The following is a 19,007-nucleotide window of genomic DNA, read 5'->3' as shown; positions in this document are numbered from 1 at the left end:
TGCGGAAACCGGGCGGGCCGGCAGGCGCCGCGGCAGAAGGGGCGGAAGCGGGCACGGACGCGATCGAAGCGGACAAGGAAAGCACTGAAACCTGGGGCACTGAGAGGGCGGTGGAAACGGAAGTGCATTCAAGGGTACCAAGATTTTCGGGTGCCAGTGTGGCGAGGGTGCTTCGCAGCGGCCGCCGGGCCGTGTATAACCCGCTGATCACGGTGAACGCGCTTCGCCACGACTCAACGCGATTGCAAGGACCGACATGGGCATGACCGACACGGTTAGAAAGAATCCGCTTTGCCTGCTGTGGACCCTCCCTTACTTGCTGTGCGGCGTGTTCTCGCACCTGCTCAACGACCCGGTCAGCCACGCGCTCTTCGTCTGGCTGCCGCCGGGGGTGGCCGTTGGCGCCTATCTGCTGTCGCCGCGCCGCAACTGGCTGCTGCTGGCCGCGGGCTTCTTCTGCGCCCAGTTGCTGTTGACGCTGGGCACGCGCGGGCAACCGGCCACCGCCATCGTCTTCGCACTGACGGGCAGCCTGTCTTCGCTGCTGGCGGCCTGGACGGTACAGCGCTTGTCGCCACGCGCCGAAGGCCCGGGTTTCGTGGCCGCGCTGCTGGCCGGGGCGGTCGCTGGCGCCGCCAGCAGCGCGCTGATGGGCGGCGGTTGGCTGTGGCTGACGCAGGATGCCCACGCGCTGGTCCGGCTGCGTACCTGGGTCACCGCCTATCTGGCCGGCGTGCTGATCCTGGCGCCGGCACTAACGGGATGGGCGCAATTCCGGCCGCGGCGCTCCGGCGGCCCTCGGATGCGAGACCTGCTGATCGGCGCGGCGGCCTACGCACTGATGATCGTGTCGACCTTCATGACGTTCGACGGCGACATGATCCAGAACCTGCCCTACGTCGTCTCCTTCGAGCTGACTTATCTGCCGCTGGTGTTCGCCGTGCTGATCGCGCTGGTCTGGGGCACGCCGGGCGGAACGCTGGCGATGGTTACGCTGATGCTGATGGCGTTGTACCAAAGCGCCCAGGGCGAAGGGCCGTTTGTCGAGGCCAACGACCCCTGGCACGTGCTGCTGGCCACCCAGGTCTACCTTGTGATCACGGCGTTGCTGCTATTGCTGGTCAATACCCTGCGCGGCGCGCGCGCCCAGGCGCTTGAAAGCGCCGAGCGATGGCGCGGGCGCTTCGACCTGGCGCTGGCGGGCAGCCACCAACTGATGTACCGCTTCAATCCCCATGACGGCAAGCTTGAACTGGCGGGCGACCTGCAAGACGCTTTCGGCCTGCCGGCCAGCGCCATCACGGATCTTGCGTCGCTGACCGCGCATGCGCATCCGGAAGACCGGTCGCGCCTGGCGATGCACTGGGCGGCGCGCCGCGCCGGCGCCCAGGACCGCACGCCCTTGCTGTTCCGCGTGGCGCATTCGGCGGGCGGCTGGCGGCTGGTCAGCGACCGAGGGTCGCCGCTGTCCGACTTTGACGGCAGCGTGGCCGTCGTGGCCGGCATGTGGCGGCTGGGCGAGATCGAGCGCGAGCCGGCCGATGCCAGCCAGTAACCTCGACGCCCCGTCCGGCACGGGCGCCCTCCTGATCCATGGACTGGGCGGAACCGAATACGACCTCGGGTCGATGCACAAGGTACTGAAACGCGCCGGCATCCAGACTTACAGCCTGACCCTGCCCGGCCACGGCGGTTCGCCCGAGGACCTGCTGTCCGTCCGCATGGAAGACTGGCTGGACGCCGTGACGCACAAATACCGCGAAGTCGCCCAGCGCCACGAGACCCTGCACGTCATGGGCATGTGCCTGGGCGCGCTGCTGGCGGTCGAACTCTGCAAACGGGTCGGGCACAAGCAGGGCAAGCTCGTGTCGCTGGCCGCGCCCGTCTTCATCGACGGCTGGAGCACGCCCTGGTACCGCGGCCTGCGCAAGCTGGTCTACCGCATTCCGGGCCTGGCCGCGCGCATGCGCGTCGAAGAGGAAGAGCCCTACGGCATCAAGAACGAGCTGGTCCGGTCCATCGTCAAGGCCAAGTTCGAACGGGGCGAGAACTTCCATTACCGCTGGGTGCCGCTGGCCTGCGTGCGCGAAGTCGATCGGCTGCGCAACGCGGTCACGCGCGGGCTGGACGGCATCGCCTGCCCCACGCTCATCATGCACGCGCACGAGGACGAGCTTACGTCGGTGCGTTCGGCGCATCTGCTGCATGACGCCATCGCCGGCAGCCAGCTGGTGTTGCTGAACAACAGCTATCACATGATCTGCGTGGACAACGACCGCGACCTCGTCGCGGCCACCGTGCTGCAATTCATGGACCGTGATCCCGCCGCCGCGCAGTCGCCGCGCGCGGCCGGGCGCGCCGCCCCGATGGGCGCGGCCGATGTCGAGCGCATCCTCGGGGCGTACCGCGATTCTCTCTTGGCGGGCGAATTCGAAACGCTGTTCCCGTTGTTCGCCGAGGACGTCGTCTGGACCGAAGAAGGCGATAGCCCCGTCAGCGGCGTCTACGAAGGCCGCGGCGCGCTGATCACCCTGTTCTCGCGGCTGATGGACTATTCGCGCAACACGTTCGCAATCCGCGACGTCGGGCAACCCGCGCTGGCGGGCCGCGCCATTGCGCTGCCGCTGCGCTTCCAGGTGCAGGACGGGGCCGGCCTGTACGAAGCCGGGGCCACGCACACGCTGCGCCTGCGCAACAACGCGATCAGCAAAGTCACCGCCCGCGCCGACGAACCCGAAGCCGAAGACGCCCTGTGGCGCAGGCTGGCCGCCGCCGCCGGCCACGAACCCGAAGGCGACGCCATGGACGAGGCCACCCTGGCCCTCGACGCCAACGCGCTGCCCGATGCGTTTGAAGCGGCCGTCATCGAATTGCGTTCGCTGCCCGCACCGCCCTCCGCCGCGGTGGTGATCCGGCTTACCGCCTACGAACAGCAAGCGCGCCACGGCGACGCGCCGCCGGCGGCCCCGCCCGTTGCGGATGCCCGCAGCCAGATCCGGCATGCCGCCTGGCGTCTTCTGGCCGGGTTGCCCGTCGATCAGGCGCAACGCCGTTACATCGCCCTGGTGCGGCGTCTGGACGCAGGCGACTGACCCCTGGGCGTGGCTAAAATGGCGCGATGCCCGACCTGACCCGCCTCCACCCCCTGGGACGCGCCGCGCGCGCCCGCGGCGTGCTGTGGCTGGCGCTTCTGACCTTGGTCCTGCGCGCCCTCGTGCCCACGGGCTACATGCCCGACGCCCGCGCGCTGCATGATGGCCGCCTGGAAGTCACGTTCTGCTCGGCGGCGGGCGACCTGTCCACATTCAGCCTGGCGCTGGCCAGCCCCAAGGCGGGCGGCGACGCCCCCGCCGGTCATGACGGCGCCAAGACCGGCGCGCAATGCCCCTTCGGGCTGCTGGCGCATGTCGTCCCCGCGCCCACTCCCGCGTTGACGCCCATTCTGCTGCCGGCGGGCCGGTATGTTCCGCCCCCGCCCGCCTACCGGGCCTTGCCCGCGCTGGCCGCCCACGGCCCGCCCCTCGGTTCGCGCGCCCCGCCCTCTTTGGCCTGACTCCGCCTGACCGCGCGGCCCTGCCGCGCGCCTTGCCGACCGTCGACCCAAGAGGTTTCCATGCATTCCCCGTTCATGCGTTCCCCCGCCCTGCGCCCGCCCGCCGGCGCGGCGCTTTCCCATGCGCCCGATCCGCGGCGCCGCCTGCTCTTGTCTTCCCTTGCCCTGCTGGCCCTGGCCGGCTGCGGGCCAGAGGCCCCGAAGCTCCACGGCATGGACTTGTCCGGCATGCCGACGGGCGACTTCCAATTGCAGGACACGGGTGGCCAGCTCCGCCGCCTGGCCGACTACCGCGGCCACCCCGTCATGCTGTTCTTCGGTTTCACGCAATGCCCGGACATCTGCCCGACCGCGCTGACCCGCGCGATCGAGATCAAGGGCCTGCTGGGCGCCGACGCGGACAAGCTGCGGGTGCTTTTCATCACCGTCGACCCCGAGCGCGACACGCCCGACATCCTGCGCGCCTACACCCAGGCTTTCGATCCGGCGTTCGTCGGCTTGCGCGGCGACGCGGAGCAGACCCGCGCCGCGGCCCAGTCATTCAAGGTGTTCTATCAAAAGGTGGCCACCGGCTCGTCCTACACCATGGACCACACCGCGCTGACCTACATCATCGACGCCCAGGGCAAGCTCCGGCTGGCCTTGCGCCACCAGCAAACCGCCGAGCAATGCGTGCAAGACCTGCGCACCGTGCTGTGACCCCGCCGCCGTCAACCCGATCAAGAGAAGCCAACATGATGAAGCCCTTTTCGTTCAAGTCCCTGGCCGCCGGCCTTTCCCTGTGCGCGCTGGCCGGTTTCGCTCCCGCCGCGCTGGCGCAGGACGCCACCCTGAAGGTGGACGACGCCTGGGTGCGCGCGACCGTGCCCAGCCAGCACGCCACCGGCGCGTTCATGCGCCTGACCTCGGCGGTGCCCGGCCGCCTGGTGGCCGTGGAGTCCGATGCGGCCAAGCACGTGGAAGTCCACGAAATGGCCATGCAGGACAATGTCATGAAGATGCGCCAGGTCCCCGGCATCGATCTGCCCGCCGGCCAGCCGGTGGAACTGAAGCCCGGCGGCTACCATGTCATGCTGATCGACCTGGCTAAACAGATCCAACCCGGCGACCGCATCGCGCTGACCCTGGTGGTGGAAGACGCCAGCCAGCAGCAGCGCCGCGTGCCGGTGCAGGCCGAGGCCCGCGCGCTCAACGCGAAGGCGGGGGCCGCGCCGGCGCCGCAGCACGGCCACTGAGCGAATATCGGGGACGCACCATCCGTGTCCCCGCCAGCGTCTCGCGCTGAATCGCCATACAATGCCAGCACATCCGCCGTCGACGCCTGAGCCAGGCCCGACGGCAGCCGGCCCCTCGCGCCGCGCGCCGGATGCCTGCGTTCCGCGCCGCCGGGCGCTTGACCCGCCGGCGGGCCGCCGGCACCTCTGTGTCTGGATATGCCCGGTAGTTCCGCCTTTTCATTCCTGCGTACCTTATGCAGCCTGCGCTGGCTCGCCATCGCCGGCCAAGCCGCCACCATCCTGCTGGCCAGCAGCGTGCTGGGCCTTGCCCTGCCGCTTGAGCCCCTGTGGATCGGTGTCGGCGTGCTGATTGGATTCAACGCCTACGCCAGCCTGCGCCTGCGCCACCCGCGCGACCTGTCCCACGCCACCGCCTTCGGCCATCTCTTCGTGGACATGGCGGTGCTGTCGTGGATGGTCGGCTGGAGCGGCGGCATCAGCAATCCGTTCGGCACGATGTTCCTGATCCTGACCGCGCTGGCGGCCTTGGCGCTGCCGCGCAACTGGGCGCTGGCGGCGGCGGTCGCGGGTATTTCCGGCTACGCGGCGGCGGCCATCTTTGGCCAGCCCCTGCGCGGCGACGTGGACACCCATTCCCTGCTGCTGTGGGGCCTGGGCGTGAATTTCCTGATTTCCGTCGTGGTGGTGCTGGTGTTTTCCACCCGCCTGGCGTCCGACCTGCGCGACCGCGAACGCGAGCTGGCCCGCCTGCGTGAACGCTTTACCCGCAACGAGGGCATCGTTGCCCTGGCCACCCACGCGGCCGCCATGGCGCACGAACTGAACACCCCGTTGGCCACCATGACCCTGCTGGCCGACGAGATCGCCGCCGAGGTCAAGGACGACGATCTGCGCGCCGACGTGGCCACCTTGAGCCAACTGCTGGCCCTTTGCCGGGAACGCATCCGCAATCTGGCTGTCCCAACCGCGGTGGATCTGGTCCGCGTGGTGGGGCAATGGCGCCTGATCCGCCCGACGATCGACCTGCAACGCTCCGGCACCCTGCCGGCCAGTCTGCGGGTGGATCCAGCGATCGCGCATCTGCTGCAGGCGCTTTTGAACAACGCGGCCGACGCGGGTGAAGCCGCCGAGGCGCCCCGCGTGGACCTGCATCTGGAATACGGCTATGGCGCCCTGCGCGGCGAAGTCCGGGACTACGGGCGGGGCTTCGACCCCGACCAGACCCTGCTGCCGGCGACCAGCCTGTTCAACAGCGGCAAGCCGGGAGGGTTGGGCGTCGGCCTGGCGCTGTCGCATGCCACCGTGGAACAGCTGGGCGGTGAAATGACCATGACCGCCGCCTCAGGGGGAGGCACCCGCATCCGCTTTTACCTGCCCCTGGGCAACCCCGGAACTTGAAAGTGATGAATCCTACCGACCTTGGCCTGCTGATCGACGACGACGAACTGTACGTGCGCACCTTGCAGCGCAGCCTGTCGCGCCGCGGCCTCGAGACCCGGACCGCCACCGGCATCGCCGAAGCGCTGCGCGTGGCCGAAGAGATCCGGCCGGCCTTCGCGCTGGTGGACCTGCGCCTGGGTGAAGACTCCGGCCTGACCCTGATCCGCCCCCTTCGCGCACTCCGCGCGGACATGCGGATTCTGCTGGTCACCGGGTATGCCAGCGTGGCCACCGCCGTCGAGGCCATCAAGCGCGGGGCCGACGATTACCTGCCCAAGCCCGCCACCGCGCCGATGATCCTGCGCACGCTGGGCCTGGTGAAGCCAGAATCCGTTACGATCGAAACGACCATGACGCCGTTGCACCGCCTAGAATGGGAGCACATCCACCAGGCCCTGCACGAGACTGGCGGCAACGTTTCCGCGGCGGCACGCCTGTTGGGCATGCACCGGCGCTCCCTGCAGCGCAAGCTGGCAAAAAAACCGGGGCCGGAACGGGAAATCCTGGTCGACTGATGGGTGCAGTGCGACACATCTTTACAACACCCCTCTGTGCAGGTGCGACATATCGTCGCACCCCACCCCCGCCACCTAGGGCGTCTGCCCCCTAGGAAAACCCTGAATCTGCTCCGTTGGGGGCAGAATCCTCCCAGGCAATGCGACCATTCGTCGCATGCTTGACCGATATCAAGCCGATAGGATGGACGTTGCTGCTTGGCAGCATTCCAGCTTGCTGCTCCGCAGCATTTCCAACCATCCATCCAAGGCTGTACGTGAAACACCCCCTCCTTGCGACCCTAACGCGCATTTTTGGCGTCGGCGCGGTCATGCTGCTTGGCGGCTGCAACATGGAAATTCTCTCTCCCAAGGGAGACATTGGCGCCCAGGAAAAGACTTTGCTGTTCACGGCGACCGGGCTGATGCTCATCGTTGTGATTCCAGTACTGTTCATGATCGTGTCGTTTGCGTGGAAATACCGCGCATCCAATACCAAAGCCGATTACCAGCCCAAGTGGGCCCACTCCACGGCGATTGAAATCGTGGTCTGGACCGTGCCTTGTATCATCGTGGCGATTCTTGCCGTGATCACCTGGCGCTCCACGCACGCGCTGGATCCCTACAAGCCGCTTGTTTCCGAGCACAAGCCCGTCACCATCGAGGTGGTGTCGCTGGATTGGAAGTGGCTGTTCATCTACCCCGAGTACGACATCGCCACGGTCAACGAGATCGCGTTCCCCGTGAACGTCCCGGTCAACTTCCGGATCACGTCGGCATCGGTCATGAATTCGTTCTTCATCCCCCAGCTGGGTAGCCAGATCTACTCGATGGCCGGCATGGAAACGAAGCTGCACCTGAACGCGACCGAAGCCGGCACCTACGCGGGCATCTCGGCCAACTACAGCGGCGCCGGTTTCTCCGGCATGCGCTTCAAGGCCATCGCCACGTCGCAGGAAGGGTTCGACAACTGGGTCAAGGAAGCCAAGGCTTCGCCCACGGCGCTGACCCCCGAGGCCTACGCTGAACTGACCAAGCGCAGCGAGCGCAACCCGGTCGTCAAGTACTCCTCGGCGCCTCCCGCCATGTTTGATTTCATTCTGGGCAGCACCATGTCCAAGATGGCCGGTGTGGACGACGCCACGTGCACCCCCACGTCGAAAAATCTGATCGCAGGAATTAACTAACAATGCTCGGGAAACTCACCCTCGAGGCCATTCCGTACCATGAACCTATCGTCATGGTTACGCTGGCCGCCGTGTGCCTGGGAGGCCTAGCGGTCTTCGGCGCCGTCACTTACTTCGGCAAGTGGAAGTACCTCTGGACGGAATGGCTGACCTCCGTCGACCACAAGCGCATCGGCGTGATGTACATCATCGTCGCGCTGATCATGTTGTTGCGCGGCTTTGCCGACGCCATCATGATGCGTACCCAGTTGGCGGTCGCGTCCGCCGACTCCGCCGGCTTCCTGCCACCCCATCACTACGACCAGATCTTCACCGCCCACGGCGTCATCATGATTTTCTTCATGGCGATGCCCTTCATTACCGGGCTGATGAACATCGTGGTGCCGCTGCAGATCGGCGCTCGCGACGTGGCCTACCCGTTCCTGAACTCGCTGAGCTTCTGGCTGTTCGGCGCCGGCGTCGCGCTGATGATGATCTCGCTGTTCGTGGGTGAATTCGCCGCGACCGGCTGGCTCGCCTATCCGCCGTTGTCAGGGCTGGACTACAGCCCAAGCGTCGGGGTGGATTACTACATCTGGGCGCTCCAGATATCCGGGTTGGGCACCACGCTTAGCGGTATCAACTTCATCGTGACCATCCTGCGCATGCGCGCACCGGGCATGAGCCTGATGAAAATGCCGATCTTCACGTGGACCTCGCTGGTCACCAACGTGCTGATCGTCGCCGCCTTCCCCGTGCTGGCGGCAACGCTTGCGCTGCTGACCGCCGACCGCTACCTGGGCACGCACTTCTTCACGAACGACATGGGCGGCAACGTCATGATGTACGTGAACCTGATCTGGATCTGGGGCCACCCCGAGGTCTACATCCTGGTGCTGCCGGCGTTTGGCGTGTATTCGGAAGTGGTTGCCACCTTTGCCCGCAAGACGCTGTTCGGCTACAAGTCCATGGTCTACGCCACGGCCGCCATCGGCGTGCTGTCGTTCCTGGTCTGGCTGCACCACTTCTTCACCATGGGGGCGGGGGCCAACGTCAATGCCTTCTTCGGCATCGCGACGATGATTATCTCGATCCCGACGGGCGCGAAGATCTTCAACTGGCTGTTCACCATCTACCGCGGCCGCCTGCGCATCACGACGCCGGTGCTGTGGACGCTGGGCTTCATGATCGTCTTCGTCATCGGCGGCATGACCGGCGTGATGCTGGCCATCCCCGGCGTGTCCTTCGTGCTGCACAACAGCTTGTTCCTGATCGCCCACTTCCACAACACCATCATCGGTGGCGTGGTGTTCGGTTGTATCGCGGGCATGACCTACTGGTTCCCCAAGGCGTTCGGCTTCACGCTGAATGAACGCCTGGGCCGCTACTCGTTCTACTGCTGGTTCGTCGGTTTCTTCATGGCCTTCATGCCCCTGTACATCCTGGGCTTCAAGGGCATGACTCGTCGCCTGAACCACTACGACAACCCCGAATGGCAGCCGTACCTGCTGGTCGCGCTGGCTGGCGCCGCGTTGATCATGCTGGGCATCTGGTTCCTGTTGCAGCAAGTGTTCGTGTCGGTTCGCCAACGCAAGCAAAACCAGGACGTCACCGGCGATCCCTGGGATGGCCGCACCCTGGAATGGTCGATTTCGTCGCCGGCTCCTTTCTACAACTTCGCCCACGTTCCTCACGTTGATGAGCTGGACCAGTTCTGGGAAGACAAGCAAAGCGGCAAGGCCTACAAGCGCCCCGCCAAGTACGAAGACATCCACATGCCGAAGAACACCGGCGCCGGCGTGTACATCGGCTTGTTCGGCCTGGTCATGTGCTTTGCGCTGATCTGGCACATCTGGTGGCTCGCCATCGCCGGTTTCGTCGGCATGGTCGGTTCGTTCATCGCCCGCGCCTACGACCGCGACGTCGATTACTGGGTCCCGGCCGCGGAAGTCGAACGCATCGAAAACGCCCACTTTGAAAAAATGCAGAAGGCCGCCTGAGCCATGATTCAAGCCGTAGCCACTCACCCCCACGCGGGTCACGACGATCACGCGCATCATGACGATGGATCCAAGACCGTTTTCGGTTTCTGGGTCTATCTGATGAGCGACTTGCTGATCTTTTCGGTGCTGTTCGCCACGTTCGCGGTGTTGTCCAACGCCACCGCGGGCGGCCCCACGGGCAAGGAATTGTTCGACCTGAAGTTCGTGCTGGTCGAAACGCTGTTGCTGTTGTTCTCCAGCTTCACCTTCGGCATGGCCAACCTGAACGTGCACGCCAACAACAAGTCCCGCGCAATGGGCTGGTTGATGGTCACGTTCCTGTTCGGCGCGGGCTTCATCGCGATGGAAGTCTGGGAATTCCATCACCTGATCACGGAAGGCGCCGGTCCGGGCCGCAGCGCTTACCTGTCGGCGTTCTTCACGCTGATCGGTACGCACGGCCTGCACGTCACCTTCGGCCTGATCTGGATCATCGTCCTGCTGGACATGATCCGCCGCCATGGCCTGGACTCGATCAACAAGCGTCGTCTGGCGTGCCTGAGCCTGTTCTGGCACTTCCTGGACATCGTCTGGATCTGCGTCTTCACCTTCGTCTATCTCATGGGAGCCATCTGATGTCGCACTCCGCTGCGGCCGCACACGGCCACGACGATCACGCCGCCGACCACGGCAGCCTGAAGTCCTACATCATCGGTTTCGTGCTTTCGTTGCTGCTCACCTTCGGCTCGTTCGGCCTGGTGATGCACGGCGCGCTGTCGCACACCATCACCATCGTCGGCGTCGTCGCCCTGTGCGTGCTCCAGTTGCTGGTGCAACTGGTGTACTTCCTGCACATGGGCGCGTCGAAGTCGGCACGCGACAACCTGGCCGCGTTCGTCTTCACCGTGCTGATCATCGCCATCATCGTCGGCGGTTCGGCATGGGTGCTGTACAACATGAACGTCAACATGGGCCACGCCATGTAATGACGGCTTGCCGTTGAAGCAAAAAAAACAGGCACCTTCGGGTGCCTGTTTTACATTGCGGGGCCTGAGCGCCCCGCGCGCGGAACGCGCCGGCCTACTTCGGCGCCGCCACCGTCAATGTCACCCCGGCCCGCGCGGCCAGATCGCTGGCGGAAACGCCAACATAGGGCTGCACGCGCGAACCCTGGCTCAAATCGCAACTGGCCGCGCCCGCCGCGCCATCCAGCACCTGCTTCACGGCACGCGCGCCCATCGGGCTGAGCGGACCGCCGTCGTCCAATTGCCAGGCCAGCACATCGGCCACCGCCATGCCGCAACGCCAGGGGGTGCGGTACAGGCCCGCATCGTGTTCCAGCAGCATCTTCGTTTTGCTTTCCTTGCCCAGGCGCAGCATGATCACCAGCGGCAGGGCGTCGGTATCGGCCACGCCGTCGATGCGCACGCTGTTGCCGGTGCGGTCCGAGGCATCGGCGCCCTTCTCCAGCCACGCCTGATACAGGTCGTCGGGCAGCCACGGCAAGCTAAGGGGCGCGATGCCGTTGTTGCTGACGCCCGTGGCGTCGTCCGCGCGGGTCAGCGGCACGCCCGCCGCCAACAGGCGGTCAGCGGTGGCGCGCAGCCTGGCGCGCTGCCCGTCCCACTCGGGACCGTTCTGCTTGATCGCCGCGCGGATCTCCACCTGGTTCCACACGCTCAGCAAGCTGGACAGCGGTTCCGGCGTCAGCGGCATGCGCGGCTGGCCAGCGGCTTGCACCAACTGGTCCACCAACGCGGGCTCCATCGTGCGCGCCGCCAGGGTAAGCGCTTCGTTCAAGCCGTTGCGCTCGGGCGTCTTGCTGGCGCTGTAGCCGCCCACCGCCGCATCCGCGCCGTGCGCCAACGCGAAGGCCACGCGCTCGGATACCGGATACGTCGCGGTCGGCGTCAGTTCTCCGGAATTCGATTCGCGCAGCGCTTCCAGCAACGGGGTTTCCCACATGCCCCGGTTGCCGTAGTACATGCGGACATAGGCGGCATTGATATCCGCGCCCTTGGCCAGCAGTTGCTCGGCGAACCAGAATCGGCTGGGCGCCCCCATGGCGGCATGCAGTGCCGACCGGCCGTTCTTTTCGCGCGCATTCGGGTCGGCGCCCTTTGCCAGCAGGTAGGTCAGGCTGTCCTTGTCTTCGCTGAAATACGAAATGCGCCGCACCAGCAACGGCGTGCCGTTGTAGTCGACACCATTCAGCGGCGCGCCTGCCGCGATCAAGGCATCGGCCAACGCGTAGCGTTCCGCCGCCGGACGGGTGTCCTTGGCGTCCGGCAAGGCGCTGGCCAACAGCACGAACCCGTTGTTGGGACCATCCGCGCGGGCGCCCGCCGCCAGCAAGGCCCGCACGATTTCCAATTGCTTGCCCGACACCGCCACGGCCAGCGCCGACGTGCCGTTCTCGTTCACGCCATTGGGATCCTGGCCTCGCGCCAGCTCGGCACGCACCGCGTCCAGGTCGTCGGCCCGGATCGCCTTGAAGATCGCCAGCCGGGGCCGGCAAACGGCCGCGTCCAGCGCTTTCTCGTTCAAGGCGGCGCTGATGCGGCTGGCGATATTGCCGGGGATCGGTTCCTTGGCCATCAGGCGGTTTGCGCAATACAAGCGGTAATCCTCGCGCGCCAGGGCCTCGAAGTAGCCTCGCCTGTCGCCGGCTTTCGCGCTTTGCGCCCAGCGCGCATCGGCGCGGTTCAGATAGGCGGCCGTGCGGGACGGGTCGCGCCGCAGCACGTCGCTCAAGACACGGTCCGCCTGCACGGCATCGCCCGATTCCGCCAGCCAGAAACCGTAGTCATTCAGGGCCGTCAGCATCTCGGGATCTTTGCCGCCGGGATCGATCTCGCGGAAGTCCTGTTCCATGACGAAGCGGCGCAGGTCCGCCAGCGCACGTCCGAATTCCGCGCTCTTGCCCCGCGGAATGGCACGCGCCACCTGATGCAGGGTACGGAACACGGCCGTCACGTCCACCGGCGCCTGATGCTCGAAGCGCACGTCGGCGGGAAACGCCTTCAGGCGTCCGGGGTAGGTCGTCAGCACCTGCCGCAGCGTCGCCAGGGCTTGCGCCTTGCGCGCCTCGTCCCAGGGCTGGTTGGCGGTGACGACGGCCAGGCTGGCGTCGGCGCGGACCGTCGCCGCATTACCGGCCGCATCCACCAGAAAGCCGTCGGACCGCTCGGCATCGGCGTCGTTGTAGGTATAGCCGACCCAGTACAGGGTCTCGCCGTCGCGCGGTGTCCTGACCCGGACGTTCTCTTCGCGCGCCGCCTTCCACGCCGCCGGATCGATCACCAAGGGCTGGGAACGGAAGTCCAGGTGGAATTCCTTGCCGGTGCCCCGCACGTACCGATACAGGTACAGGCGGTTCTCCATTTGACCGACCAGCACCGCGTCGCGCACGTTCTCGGTGCCCCACACGCGCCGTTCCGGTTCGCGCAACGGATACCGCGACAAGCGGATGGATTCGACGACGGCGCCGATATCGGACGCCGCGACCGGCGGCGGCGCAAACGCCAGGCCAGCCAGCGCCAGAAGGGTGACGCCGGTCATTCGGGAGACTGCGGGGCGGAAAGTGCGCGGCATGCGGAGGGCAAACCCAGGAAATCAGGGACACCGATCATACCCCCGGGACATCCCTAGCTCGCGGGTAAGTCCTGAGGGGTTTTTGTCCCGTACTACGGAATTTCAGTCATTTTTCGTTATATATTCCGCAACATAGCGATTTCATTAACATTTGAACGACTGTAGCGACCGCCCCCCCTCATGGACGCCGTGCTGATCCCCTCTCCCGCCCCGGCCGTTTCGCCCCCGTCGGCCCAGCGGTTTGCCCGCGCCTTGTTGCATCACGCGCCGCCCGGCCATCCCGACGCGGGCTTTTTCGCCACCGTGATCGGTACCAGCCTTGCGCACCAGGACTTGGCGCGCAGCGGCCTTTGCCCGGACGAGCTGCAACAGTTGCTCCACCATCTGTTTCCCGGCGCGCTGGCATCGGACGACGCGCGGCTGGCCGCGTTGCGCGAGCAGGCCGCTAGTTATGCCGCGCGTGGCCGGGGCGACCCTCAACCCGGCTTCACCTTGCTGCTGCGCGTACTGCTGGACGCCTACCGCGCGCCCGAACCCGAAACCACGACCTGGGTCACCGGTGTGCTGGTGCACGCGTGCCTGCGCCCCGATCACCTGTGGCGCGACCTGGGCTTGTCGGGCCGCGAAGACGTCACGTTCCTGCTGGCCCGGCACTACCCCGGCCTGGTGATCCGCAACGTGCGCAATTTGCGCTGGAAGCATTTCCTGGCGTACTCGGCCTGTGAGCACGCGGGCTTGCCGCCGTCCGCCGCGCCGGGCTGCCCCGCGTGCGAAGACTACGGCGTCTGCTATCCGGATGCGCCTGACTGACGTCTGACTGACGCCGGCCCGCGCTAGAACCGGTACGCGACGCCGGCGCCTACGCCCACGCTGCGCCCGGCGGCGGGCTCGTAGTAGCGGCCGTTGCTTTCATTGACGATCACGGACCCGGCGTAGTGGCGGTCGAACAGATTGTCCACGCGCGCATAGGCATTCAATTCCCACGGGCCCACGCGCTTCACATAGCCGGCGCTGATCGCCGCCACGAAGTAGCCGGGCGCCTCTTCGCTGTTGGCGTCGTTCACGTAGATCTGGCTCAGGTAGCGGCCTTCCACCGCCGCCTGCCAGCCTTCGGGCGGCGCCCACGCCACCGACGCGAACACCGCCTGCCGCGCAATGCCGGGAATCTTGTTGCCGGCCCGGATGTCGCCGGAACTGTCGTCCGCATACCGCGCGTTCAGCCACGTATAGGCAAACTGCGTGCGCCAGTGGCGCGCGACTTCCCCCGACCAGGCCAGTTCCAGCCCGTCGCGCCGCGTGCGTCCGGCGTTCTGGTAACTGGTGTGTCCGCCGGCGCTGCCGGCGGACACGATCTCGTTGTCGGTGCCGGTATGGAACACCGCCGCCGTCGCCAGCCCGCCCGCCATGCGGGCTTTGACGCCCGCTTCCAGATTGGTGCTGAGTGACGGTGCCAGACCGAAATTCAGACCCGGCAGGCCGCCGGGCCGATACGAAATCTCGTTAAGGGTCGGGGTCTCGAAACCCCGCCCATACGAGGCGTACACGCTGACGTCGGCGCTGGCCGCGTAGCGCAGCGCCGCCACCGGCAGCGCCTTGCGGTAGCGCGCAGCGCCGCTGTCGTCGCCATTGCCGGCCGTGATGTAGTGGTCGTCGGAATTGAAGCGGACGGTGCTGTAGCGCAGGCCGGCGTCCATCGTCCAGCGTTCGGACGCCTTCCATGACGCCTGCACATAGGGATCGGCGTTGTAGACGGTGTTGGTCTCGTCGCGCCGCAGCGCGCCCTGCACCCCTAGTTGCCGATCGGCGCCCGTGCCGGTGAAGTTCTGATACCCCTGGCGGTCTTCGCGCATGGAGTCGTAGGAAAACCCGCCGATCAGCGTCAGCGGCCGGCCCGCCAGATCCAGCTCGGACGTCCAGCGCAAATCCGCGCCGCCATACTGGCGCGCCAGGTCGATGACCCCGCCCGCCTGGGTAGGCGCCAACTGCACCGCGGGAGGAATCGACTGGTACTGGGTGGTGTCGCGCTGGCCGTAGTACGCCATCACGCGCAGGACGTTGCGGCTATCGAGCTGCCGTTCGTACACCACGCCGCCCTGCGTCTGCCGAACCGTCTTGCGGGTGTTGTACTGCTCGGCCAGGGGGGCGGCGCGCGGGTCGTCCTGGAATTGCTGGTAGGTCAGGCCAAGCGGATCCTGCGCCTTGAGGTCCACGCTGTTGACAACGATGGTCAAGCGGCTGGCGTCGTCCAGTTGCAAGCCAAGTTTGGCGTTGGCCAGGTTCTTTCGCGCGGCGCTGTGGTCGCGGTAGCCATCGGTCGTGAAGCGGCTGGCGTCCAGCACATAGTCCAGGCCGCCTGCTTCGCCGCCGCTGGCCTTCACACCGTAGCGCCAGGTGCCGTCGCTGCCGCCCCATCCGCTTGCCGATAGCGTGGGCGGCGGCATCCCGTCTTCGGTATAGACCTGAATCACGCCGCCCGATGAATTGCCGTACAGCGCGGAAAACGGCCCCCGCAGCACCTCCACGCGGTCGATTGAGCCGATGTCGATGTTGGACGTCTGCCCCTGCCCGTCCGGCATCGTGGCCGGAATGCCGTCGACGTAGAGGCGCACGCCGCGCACGCCGAAAGTGGACCGGGCGCCAAAGCCCCGGCTGGATATCTGCAGGTCCTGCGCATAGTTCTGCCGGTTCTGGATCTGCAGGCCCGGCACGCCGGCCAGGCCTTCGGACAGGTTGATCCCGGGCTGGCCCCGGCGCATGGCCGCGCCCTCGACCACGTCCACCGATGCCGGCGTGTCCAGCACGGCGGTACCCAGGCGCGTGCCGGTCACGACCACGGGGGATAGCGTGGGGCTGGCGTCTTGCGCCCAGGCGCCGTTCGCCAGCGCGTGCGTCAAGCCCGCCGCCAGCGAACCGCGCGCAGCCCAGCGGACACCCCAGTGCACTCCTCGTGGCGCCGCCATGCCGCGCCATCCGACCCGCTTCGTCACATCCGTCTCCCTTAAACCACGCCCCACTATCGCGGCGCGCCTGCCCCGCCATCGCCATGGCCGCCGCCATCCCCGTTGGAAACGCAAAGCGGGAATAGGTTCTAATAGCCGCCATGGAACCATCGCAAGACATCGAACGCCGCCTGCTCGAACTGGAGGTCAAGTCCAGCTTCGCGGACGACCTGCTGGAACAGCTGAACCAGATCATCGTGCGGCAGCAACAGCAGATAGACCGGCTACTGCGTGAAGTGGCCGACCTTCGCCAGCAGGCGCCCGAGGGCGCCGCGCCCTTCCGCAGCCTGCGCGACGAACTGCCGCCGCACTACTAAGCCGGCGCGGCTAGAAACGGTAGCGTAGCAGCCTGCCCAGGCGCCGCAGCGGCGCAACCCGCCGCATCAGCCAGATCGCTGCCCGGGCCGGCCAGGTGTATCTGGCCCACTGCCTGCCGCCGCTTTCTTCATACACCCATTGCTCGTCGCACAGCCGCAGGCCCGGCACCTGCGACTCCAGGTCCAGCGGGTTGTCCAAGCTCCAGCGCATGACTGCGCCCGTCGCCCGGAACATGCGGTTGCGCGCCGCCAGCGCCAGCCCCATTCGGCTGTAGGCATCGAATACGACCTCGCCCGATGGGAATTGCGTGGTCACGGTGCGCAGCAATTGCAGTACCTGGTCTTCGGACAGGTACAGGAACAACCCCTCGGCCACCACCAAGGCCGGCCTGTCGGTGGGAATCTGCGACAGCCACCCCAAGTCCGCCATCGATGAACCCAGCATCTGATAACCCGGGCGCGGCGGATACAACGCGCGGCGCAGGTCGATCACGTCGGGATAATCCACGTCGAACCAATTGACCTCCGGGGGCGGCGCCACCCGGTATACGCGGCTGTCCAGGCCGCAGCCCAGATGCAGCACCGTGGCGCCACGGTGGGCGGCGATGAACGCCCGTGCCCAGGCATCCAGCGAGTACGCCCGCATGGCCAGCCCGATCATCTCGTCCGGCCGCATGCCCAGCGCTGAAAAATCGTGATCAAGGCGCGCCACGGCCTCGGCGGCGTAGTGGTCCTGCAACAGCGAGCCGGGCAAACGGCTTTCCTCGGCCTTGGCATACAGGGTGATCAACAGCGTGGCTCTTTCACCGGTCAGACGAACCTTTTCCATGCGGGCTCCAGGTAGGCCACTGCCTGCGCTATCCATTCCATTAATGGAGACTATCGAATAAATTGAATGGCATTCTTCCATTAATGGAAAGATGTTTTACCGATACACGGGTTTATCCCTATATGGATTCGGCGCACAATTCAGTCATCGGGAAACAGCAACGAACCACGACGGATAGGCCGCCGGATTCGCCCCCTAGGCTCTTGAAATCGGAGATTTACCATGAAGAAGACCCTCGCTACCGCTGTGATGTTGTCCTTGGCCGCCCTGAGCGCCGGCGCCTACGCATCGCAGAACATCGAACCCAACAACGTGCCGTTCCAAGGCGTTTACGGCACCCCGTACGAAGGCCCGACCCGCGCCCAGGTGCAAGCCGAACTGGCTGCCGCCAAGGCCGCCGGCCTGGTGACCAACGTCGAACCGAACAACGTGCCGTTCCAAGGCGTCTACGGCGCCCCCCAGTCGGGCAAGACCCGCGCTGACGTGCAAGCCGAACTAGCCGCCGCCAAGGCCGCCGGCCTGGTCAGCAACGTCGAACCCAACGACATGCCCTTCGCTGGCGTCTACCACGGCAACTGATCTGCCCGGCAACGATTAACTCCCTCCCCTTGTTGTACCTTGGCCGCCTGCAATAGGGCGGCCTTTTTTTCGCCAAAGCGCGCCAAGCCGACCCGCGCGGGCGGGCGGATTGAAAATGGACCGGGTTCGCGTACTATCCGCTCATGTACAAGCACGACAATCTGATCCATCAGACAGGGAGCCCAACTTGAAAACCACCCGCGTTCTTGCCGCGTTGCTTATCGCGACCGGCTTGTCGGCAACCGCCGTGGCCGCGCCGCCGGTACTGCTGAACAACTCGCTCATCACCGAGATCCCCAAAGGCGACCGGACGTCGTTCCACGAAGCGATCGCACAGGCGCTGAACAGCTCGGCCGATGGCCAACGCACCGAATGGGCCAGCAAGACGCAGCCCAAGCGCGCCGCGCCGATCACCGTGCAACTGACGCCCACGCAGACCAGCAAGGTCAAGGACGACCGCGTCTGCCGCTTCCTGGTGGCCGACTTCGCACGCACCAGCACCACCGAAAAGTGGCAATTCTGGTTCTGCAAACAGCCCGACGGCACCTGGAAGGCCAGCAGCAACTAAGCTGCCGCCGCCCAAAAAAAATGCCCCTCACGGGGCATTTTTCTTTTCAAGCATGCGATGCGTGCGCAGCGTGGGGGCCCTTCCTTCAGATCTAAGCTTCCACCCGGTTCGCGTCCAGCACGGTCATGGCCGTCATGTTGATGATGCGGCGCACCGTCGAACTGGACGTCAGGATGTGTACCGGCGCGTTCGCGCCCAGCAGGAACGGGCCCACCGCCACGTTGCCGCCGGCCGCCGTCTTCAGCAGG

Annotated in this window: 19 protein-coding genes; 15 read left to right on the top strand and 4 right to left on the bottom strand. The window is 66.2% G+C overall.

The genetic code is table 11. The features are described 5' to 3' along the window. Positions 1–262 precede the first annotated feature (262 nt). From CQ050_RS18555 to cyoD, 11 genes are all read left to right on the top strand, one after another. A complete protein-coding gene (locus CQ050_RS18555; protein ID WP_105558424.1) occupies positions 263–1,555 on the top strand; it encodes an MASE1 domain-containing protein in 1,293 nt (430 codons plus the stop codon). Further along, positions 1,542–3,092 carry an acyl-CoA-binding protein gene (locus CQ050_RS18550; RefSeq protein WP_105558309.1) on the top strand — a complete coding sequence of 517 codons (1,551 nt, stop codon included), beginning with the start codon at positions 1,542–1,544 and terminating at the stop codon, positions 3,090–3,092. The genes CQ050_RS18555 and CQ050_RS18550 overlap by 14 nt, the downstream gene beginning before the upstream one ends. Positions 3,093–3,118: 26 nt before the next feature. Then, the gene (locus tag CQ050_RS18545) at positions 3,119–3,553 is read left to right on the top strand and encodes a DUF2946 family protein (protein WP_105558308.1); all 435 of its coding nucleotides are present in this window, start codon (positions 3,119–3,121) and stop codon (positions 3,551–3,553) included. 60 nt (positions 3,554–3,613) lie between these two features. Then, entirely contained in the window at positions 3,614–4,252 is a 639-nt protein-coding gene (locus tag CQ050_RS18540; RefSeq protein ID WP_105558307.1) for an SCO family protein, read from the top strand. Positions 4,253–4,290: 38 nt separating this feature from the next. After that, positions 4,291–4,788 (top strand): copper chaperone PCu(A)C, encoded by a 498-nt coding sequence (locus CQ050_RS18535; protein WP_105558423.1) that lies wholly within the window; start codon positions 4,291–4,293, stop codon positions 4,786–4,788. Between the two features lie 198 nt (positions 4,789–4,986). Further along, positions 4,987–6,189, top strand: coding sequence for a HAMP domain-containing histidine kinase (locus CQ050_RS18530; RefSeq protein ID WP_105558306.1), 1,203 nt, complete (start codon positions 4,987–4,989; stop codon positions 6,187–6,189). Positions 6,190–6,194: 5 nt separating this feature from the next. Continuing rightward, positions 6,195–6,746 (top strand): response regulator transcription factor, encoded by a 552-nt coding sequence (locus CQ050_RS18525; protein ID WP_105558305.1) that lies wholly within the window; start codon positions 6,195–6,197, stop codon positions 6,744–6,746. Positions 6,747–7,003: 257 nt separating this feature from the next. After that, complete coding sequence (gene cyoA / locus CQ050_RS18520) at positions 7,004–7,912, top strand: ubiquinol oxidase subunit II (RefSeq protein WP_105558304.1); 909 nt, start codon at positions 7,004–7,006, stop codon at positions 7,910–7,912. A gap of 2 nt (positions 7,913–7,914) precedes the next feature. Then, entirely contained in the window at positions 7,915–9,891 is a 1,977-nt protein-coding gene (cyoB, locus tag CQ050_RS18515; RefSeq protein WP_105558303.1) for a cytochrome o ubiquinol oxidase subunit I, read from the top strand. A gap of 3 nt (positions 9,892–9,894) precedes the next feature. Then, entirely contained in the window at positions 9,895–10,509 is a 615-nt protein-coding gene (gene cyoC / locus CQ050_RS18510) for a cytochrome o ubiquinol oxidase subunit III (protein WP_006222595.1), read from the top strand. Then, a complete protein-coding gene (gene cyoD / locus CQ050_RS18505) occupies positions 10,509–10,859 on the top strand; it encodes a cytochrome o ubiquinol oxidase subunit IV (protein ID WP_054422653.1) in 351 nt (116 codons plus the stop codon). Before cyoC ends, cyoD begins: the two co-directional genes overlap by 1 nt. Positions 10,860–10,953: 94 nt before the next feature. Here cyoD and CQ050_RS18500 read toward each other — a convergent pair whose 3' ends face one another. Then, positions 10,954–13,434 (bottom strand): ankyrin repeat domain-containing protein, encoded by a 2,481-nt coding sequence (locus CQ050_RS18500; RefSeq protein WP_105558302.1) that lies wholly within the window; start codon positions 13,432–13,434, stop codon positions 10,954–10,956. A gap of 213 nt (positions 13,435–13,647) precedes the next feature. On the opposite strand from CQ050_RS18500, the gene CQ050_RS18495 reads away from it, so the two are divergent. After that, entirely contained in the window at positions 13,648–14,277 is a 630-nt protein-coding gene (locus CQ050_RS18495; protein ID WP_105558301.1) for a nitrogen fixation protein NifQ, read from the top strand. Between the two features lie 23 nt (positions 14,278–14,300). Here the strand turns inward: CQ050_RS18495 and CQ050_RS18490 are convergent, their stop codons facing one another. Next, the gene (locus CQ050_RS18490; protein ID WP_369868508.1) at positions 14,301–16,427 is read right to left on the bottom strand and encodes a TonB-dependent receptor domain-containing protein; all 2,127 of its coding nucleotides are present in this window, start codon (positions 16,425–16,427) and stop codon (positions 14,301–14,303) included. 140 nt (positions 16,428–16,567) lie between these two features. Here CQ050_RS18490 and CQ050_RS18485 point away from each other — a divergent pair, with 140 nt between their 5' ends. Beyond that, the gene (locus tag CQ050_RS18485; protein WP_006222589.1) at positions 16,568–16,783 is read left to right on the top strand and encodes a SlyX family protein; all 216 of its coding nucleotides are present in this window, start codon (positions 16,568–16,570) and stop codon (positions 16,781–16,783) included. A gap of 10 nt (positions 16,784–16,793) precedes the next feature. On the opposite strand, the gene CQ050_RS18480 is transcribed toward CQ050_RS18485, so the two are convergent. Beyond that, positions 16,794–17,612, bottom strand: coding sequence for a class I SAM-dependent methyltransferase (locus tag CQ050_RS18480; RefSeq protein ID WP_105558300.1), 819 nt, complete (start codon positions 17,610–17,612; stop codon positions 16,794–16,796). A 222-nt stretch (positions 17,613–17,834) separates the two neighbouring features. On the opposite strand from CQ050_RS18480, the gene CQ050_RS18475 reads away from it, so the two are divergent. Continuing rightward, positions 17,835–18,191, top strand: a complete 357-nt coding sequence (locus tag CQ050_RS18475; RefSeq protein ID WP_105558299.1) for a DUF4148 domain-containing protein — start codon at positions 17,835–17,837, stop codon at positions 18,189–18,191. Between the two features lie 187 nt (positions 18,192–18,378). Next, positions 18,379–18,759 (top strand): hypothetical protein, encoded by a 381-nt coding sequence (locus tag CQ050_RS18470; RefSeq protein ID WP_105558298.1) that lies wholly within the window; start codon positions 18,379–18,381, stop codon positions 18,757–18,759. 91 nt (positions 18,760–18,850) lie between these two features. Here CQ050_RS18470 and CQ050_RS30750 read toward each other — a convergent pair. Continuing rightward, positions 18,851–19,007, bottom strand: a 157-nt coding sequence (locus tag CQ050_RS30750) for a phosphate acyltransferase (protein WP_146121054.1), incomplete at its 5' end; no start/stop codon positions are given.

It is taken from the genome of Achromobacter sp. MYb9, from assembly GCF_002975275.1.
GTDB lineage: Bacteria > Pseudomonadota > Gammaproteobacteria > Burkholderiales > Burkholderiaceae_B > Achromobacter.
This window is presented reverse-complemented; position numbering and strand designations above follow the sequence as displayed.

Bases quoted from the DNA above. Each gene is read 5' to 3' on its own strand.
- cyoC (WP_006222595.1), top strand. From the start codon at position 9,895: ATGATTCAAGCCGTAGCCACTCACCCCCACGCGGGTCACGACGATCAC.
- cyoB (WP_105558303.1), top strand. From the start codon at position 7,915: ATGCTCGGGAAACTCACCCTCGAGGCCATTCCGTACCATGAACCTATC.
- CQ050_RS18530 (WP_105558306.1), top strand. From the start codon at position 4,987: ATGCCCGGTAGTTCCGCCTTTTCATTCCTGCGTACCTTATGCAGCCTG.
- CQ050_RS18495 (WP_105558301.1), top strand. From the start codon at position 13,648: ATGGACGCCGTGCTGATCCCCTCTCCCGCCCCGGCCGTTTCGCCCCCG.
- CQ050_RS18545 (WP_105558308.1), top strand. From the start codon at position 3,119: ATGCCCGACCTGACCCGCCTCCACCCCCTGGGACGCGCCGCGCGCGCC.
- CQ050_RS18555 (WP_105558424.1), top strand. From the start codon at position 263: ATGACCGACACGGTTAGAAAGAATCCGCTTTGCCTGCTGTGGACCCTC.
- CQ050_RS18535 (WP_105558423.1), top strand. From the start codon at position 4,291: ATGAAGCCCTTTTCGTTCAAGTCCCTGGCCGCCGGCCTTTCCCTGTGC.
- CQ050_RS18550 (WP_105558309.1), top strand. From the start codon at position 1,542: ATGCCAGCCAGTAACCTCGACGCCCCGTCCGGCACGGGCGCCCTCCTG.
- CQ050_RS18490 (WP_369868508.1), bottom strand. From the start codon at position 16,427: ATGGCGGCGCCACGAGGAGTGCACTGGGGTGTCCGCTGGGCTGCGCGC.
- cyoD (WP_054422653.1), top strand. From the start codon at position 10,509: ATGTCGCACTCCGCTGCGGCCGCACACGGCCACGACGATCACGCCGCC.
- CQ050_RS18485 (WP_006222589.1), top strand. From the start codon at position 16,568: ATGGAACCATCGCAAGACATCGAACGCCGCCTGCTCGAACTGGAGGTC.
- CQ050_RS18540 (WP_105558307.1), top strand. From the start codon at position 3,614: ATGCATTCCCCGTTCATGCGTTCCCCCGCCCTGCGCCCGCCCGCCGGC.
- CQ050_RS18525 (WP_105558305.1), top strand. From the start codon at position 6,195: ATGAATCCTACCGACCTTGGCCTGCTGATCGACGACGACGAACTGTAC.
- CQ050_RS18480 (WP_105558300.1), bottom strand. From the start codon at position 17,612: ATGGAAAAGGTTCGTCTGACCGGTGAAAGAGCCACGCTGTTGATCACC.
- CQ050_RS18475 (WP_105558299.1), top strand. From the start codon at position 17,835: ATGAAGAAGACCCTCGCTACCGCTGTGATGTTGTCCTTGGCCGCCCTG.
- CQ050_RS18500 (WP_105558302.1), bottom strand. From the start codon at position 13,434: ATGACCGGCGTCACCCTTCTGGCGCTGGCTGGCCTGGCGTTTGCGCCG.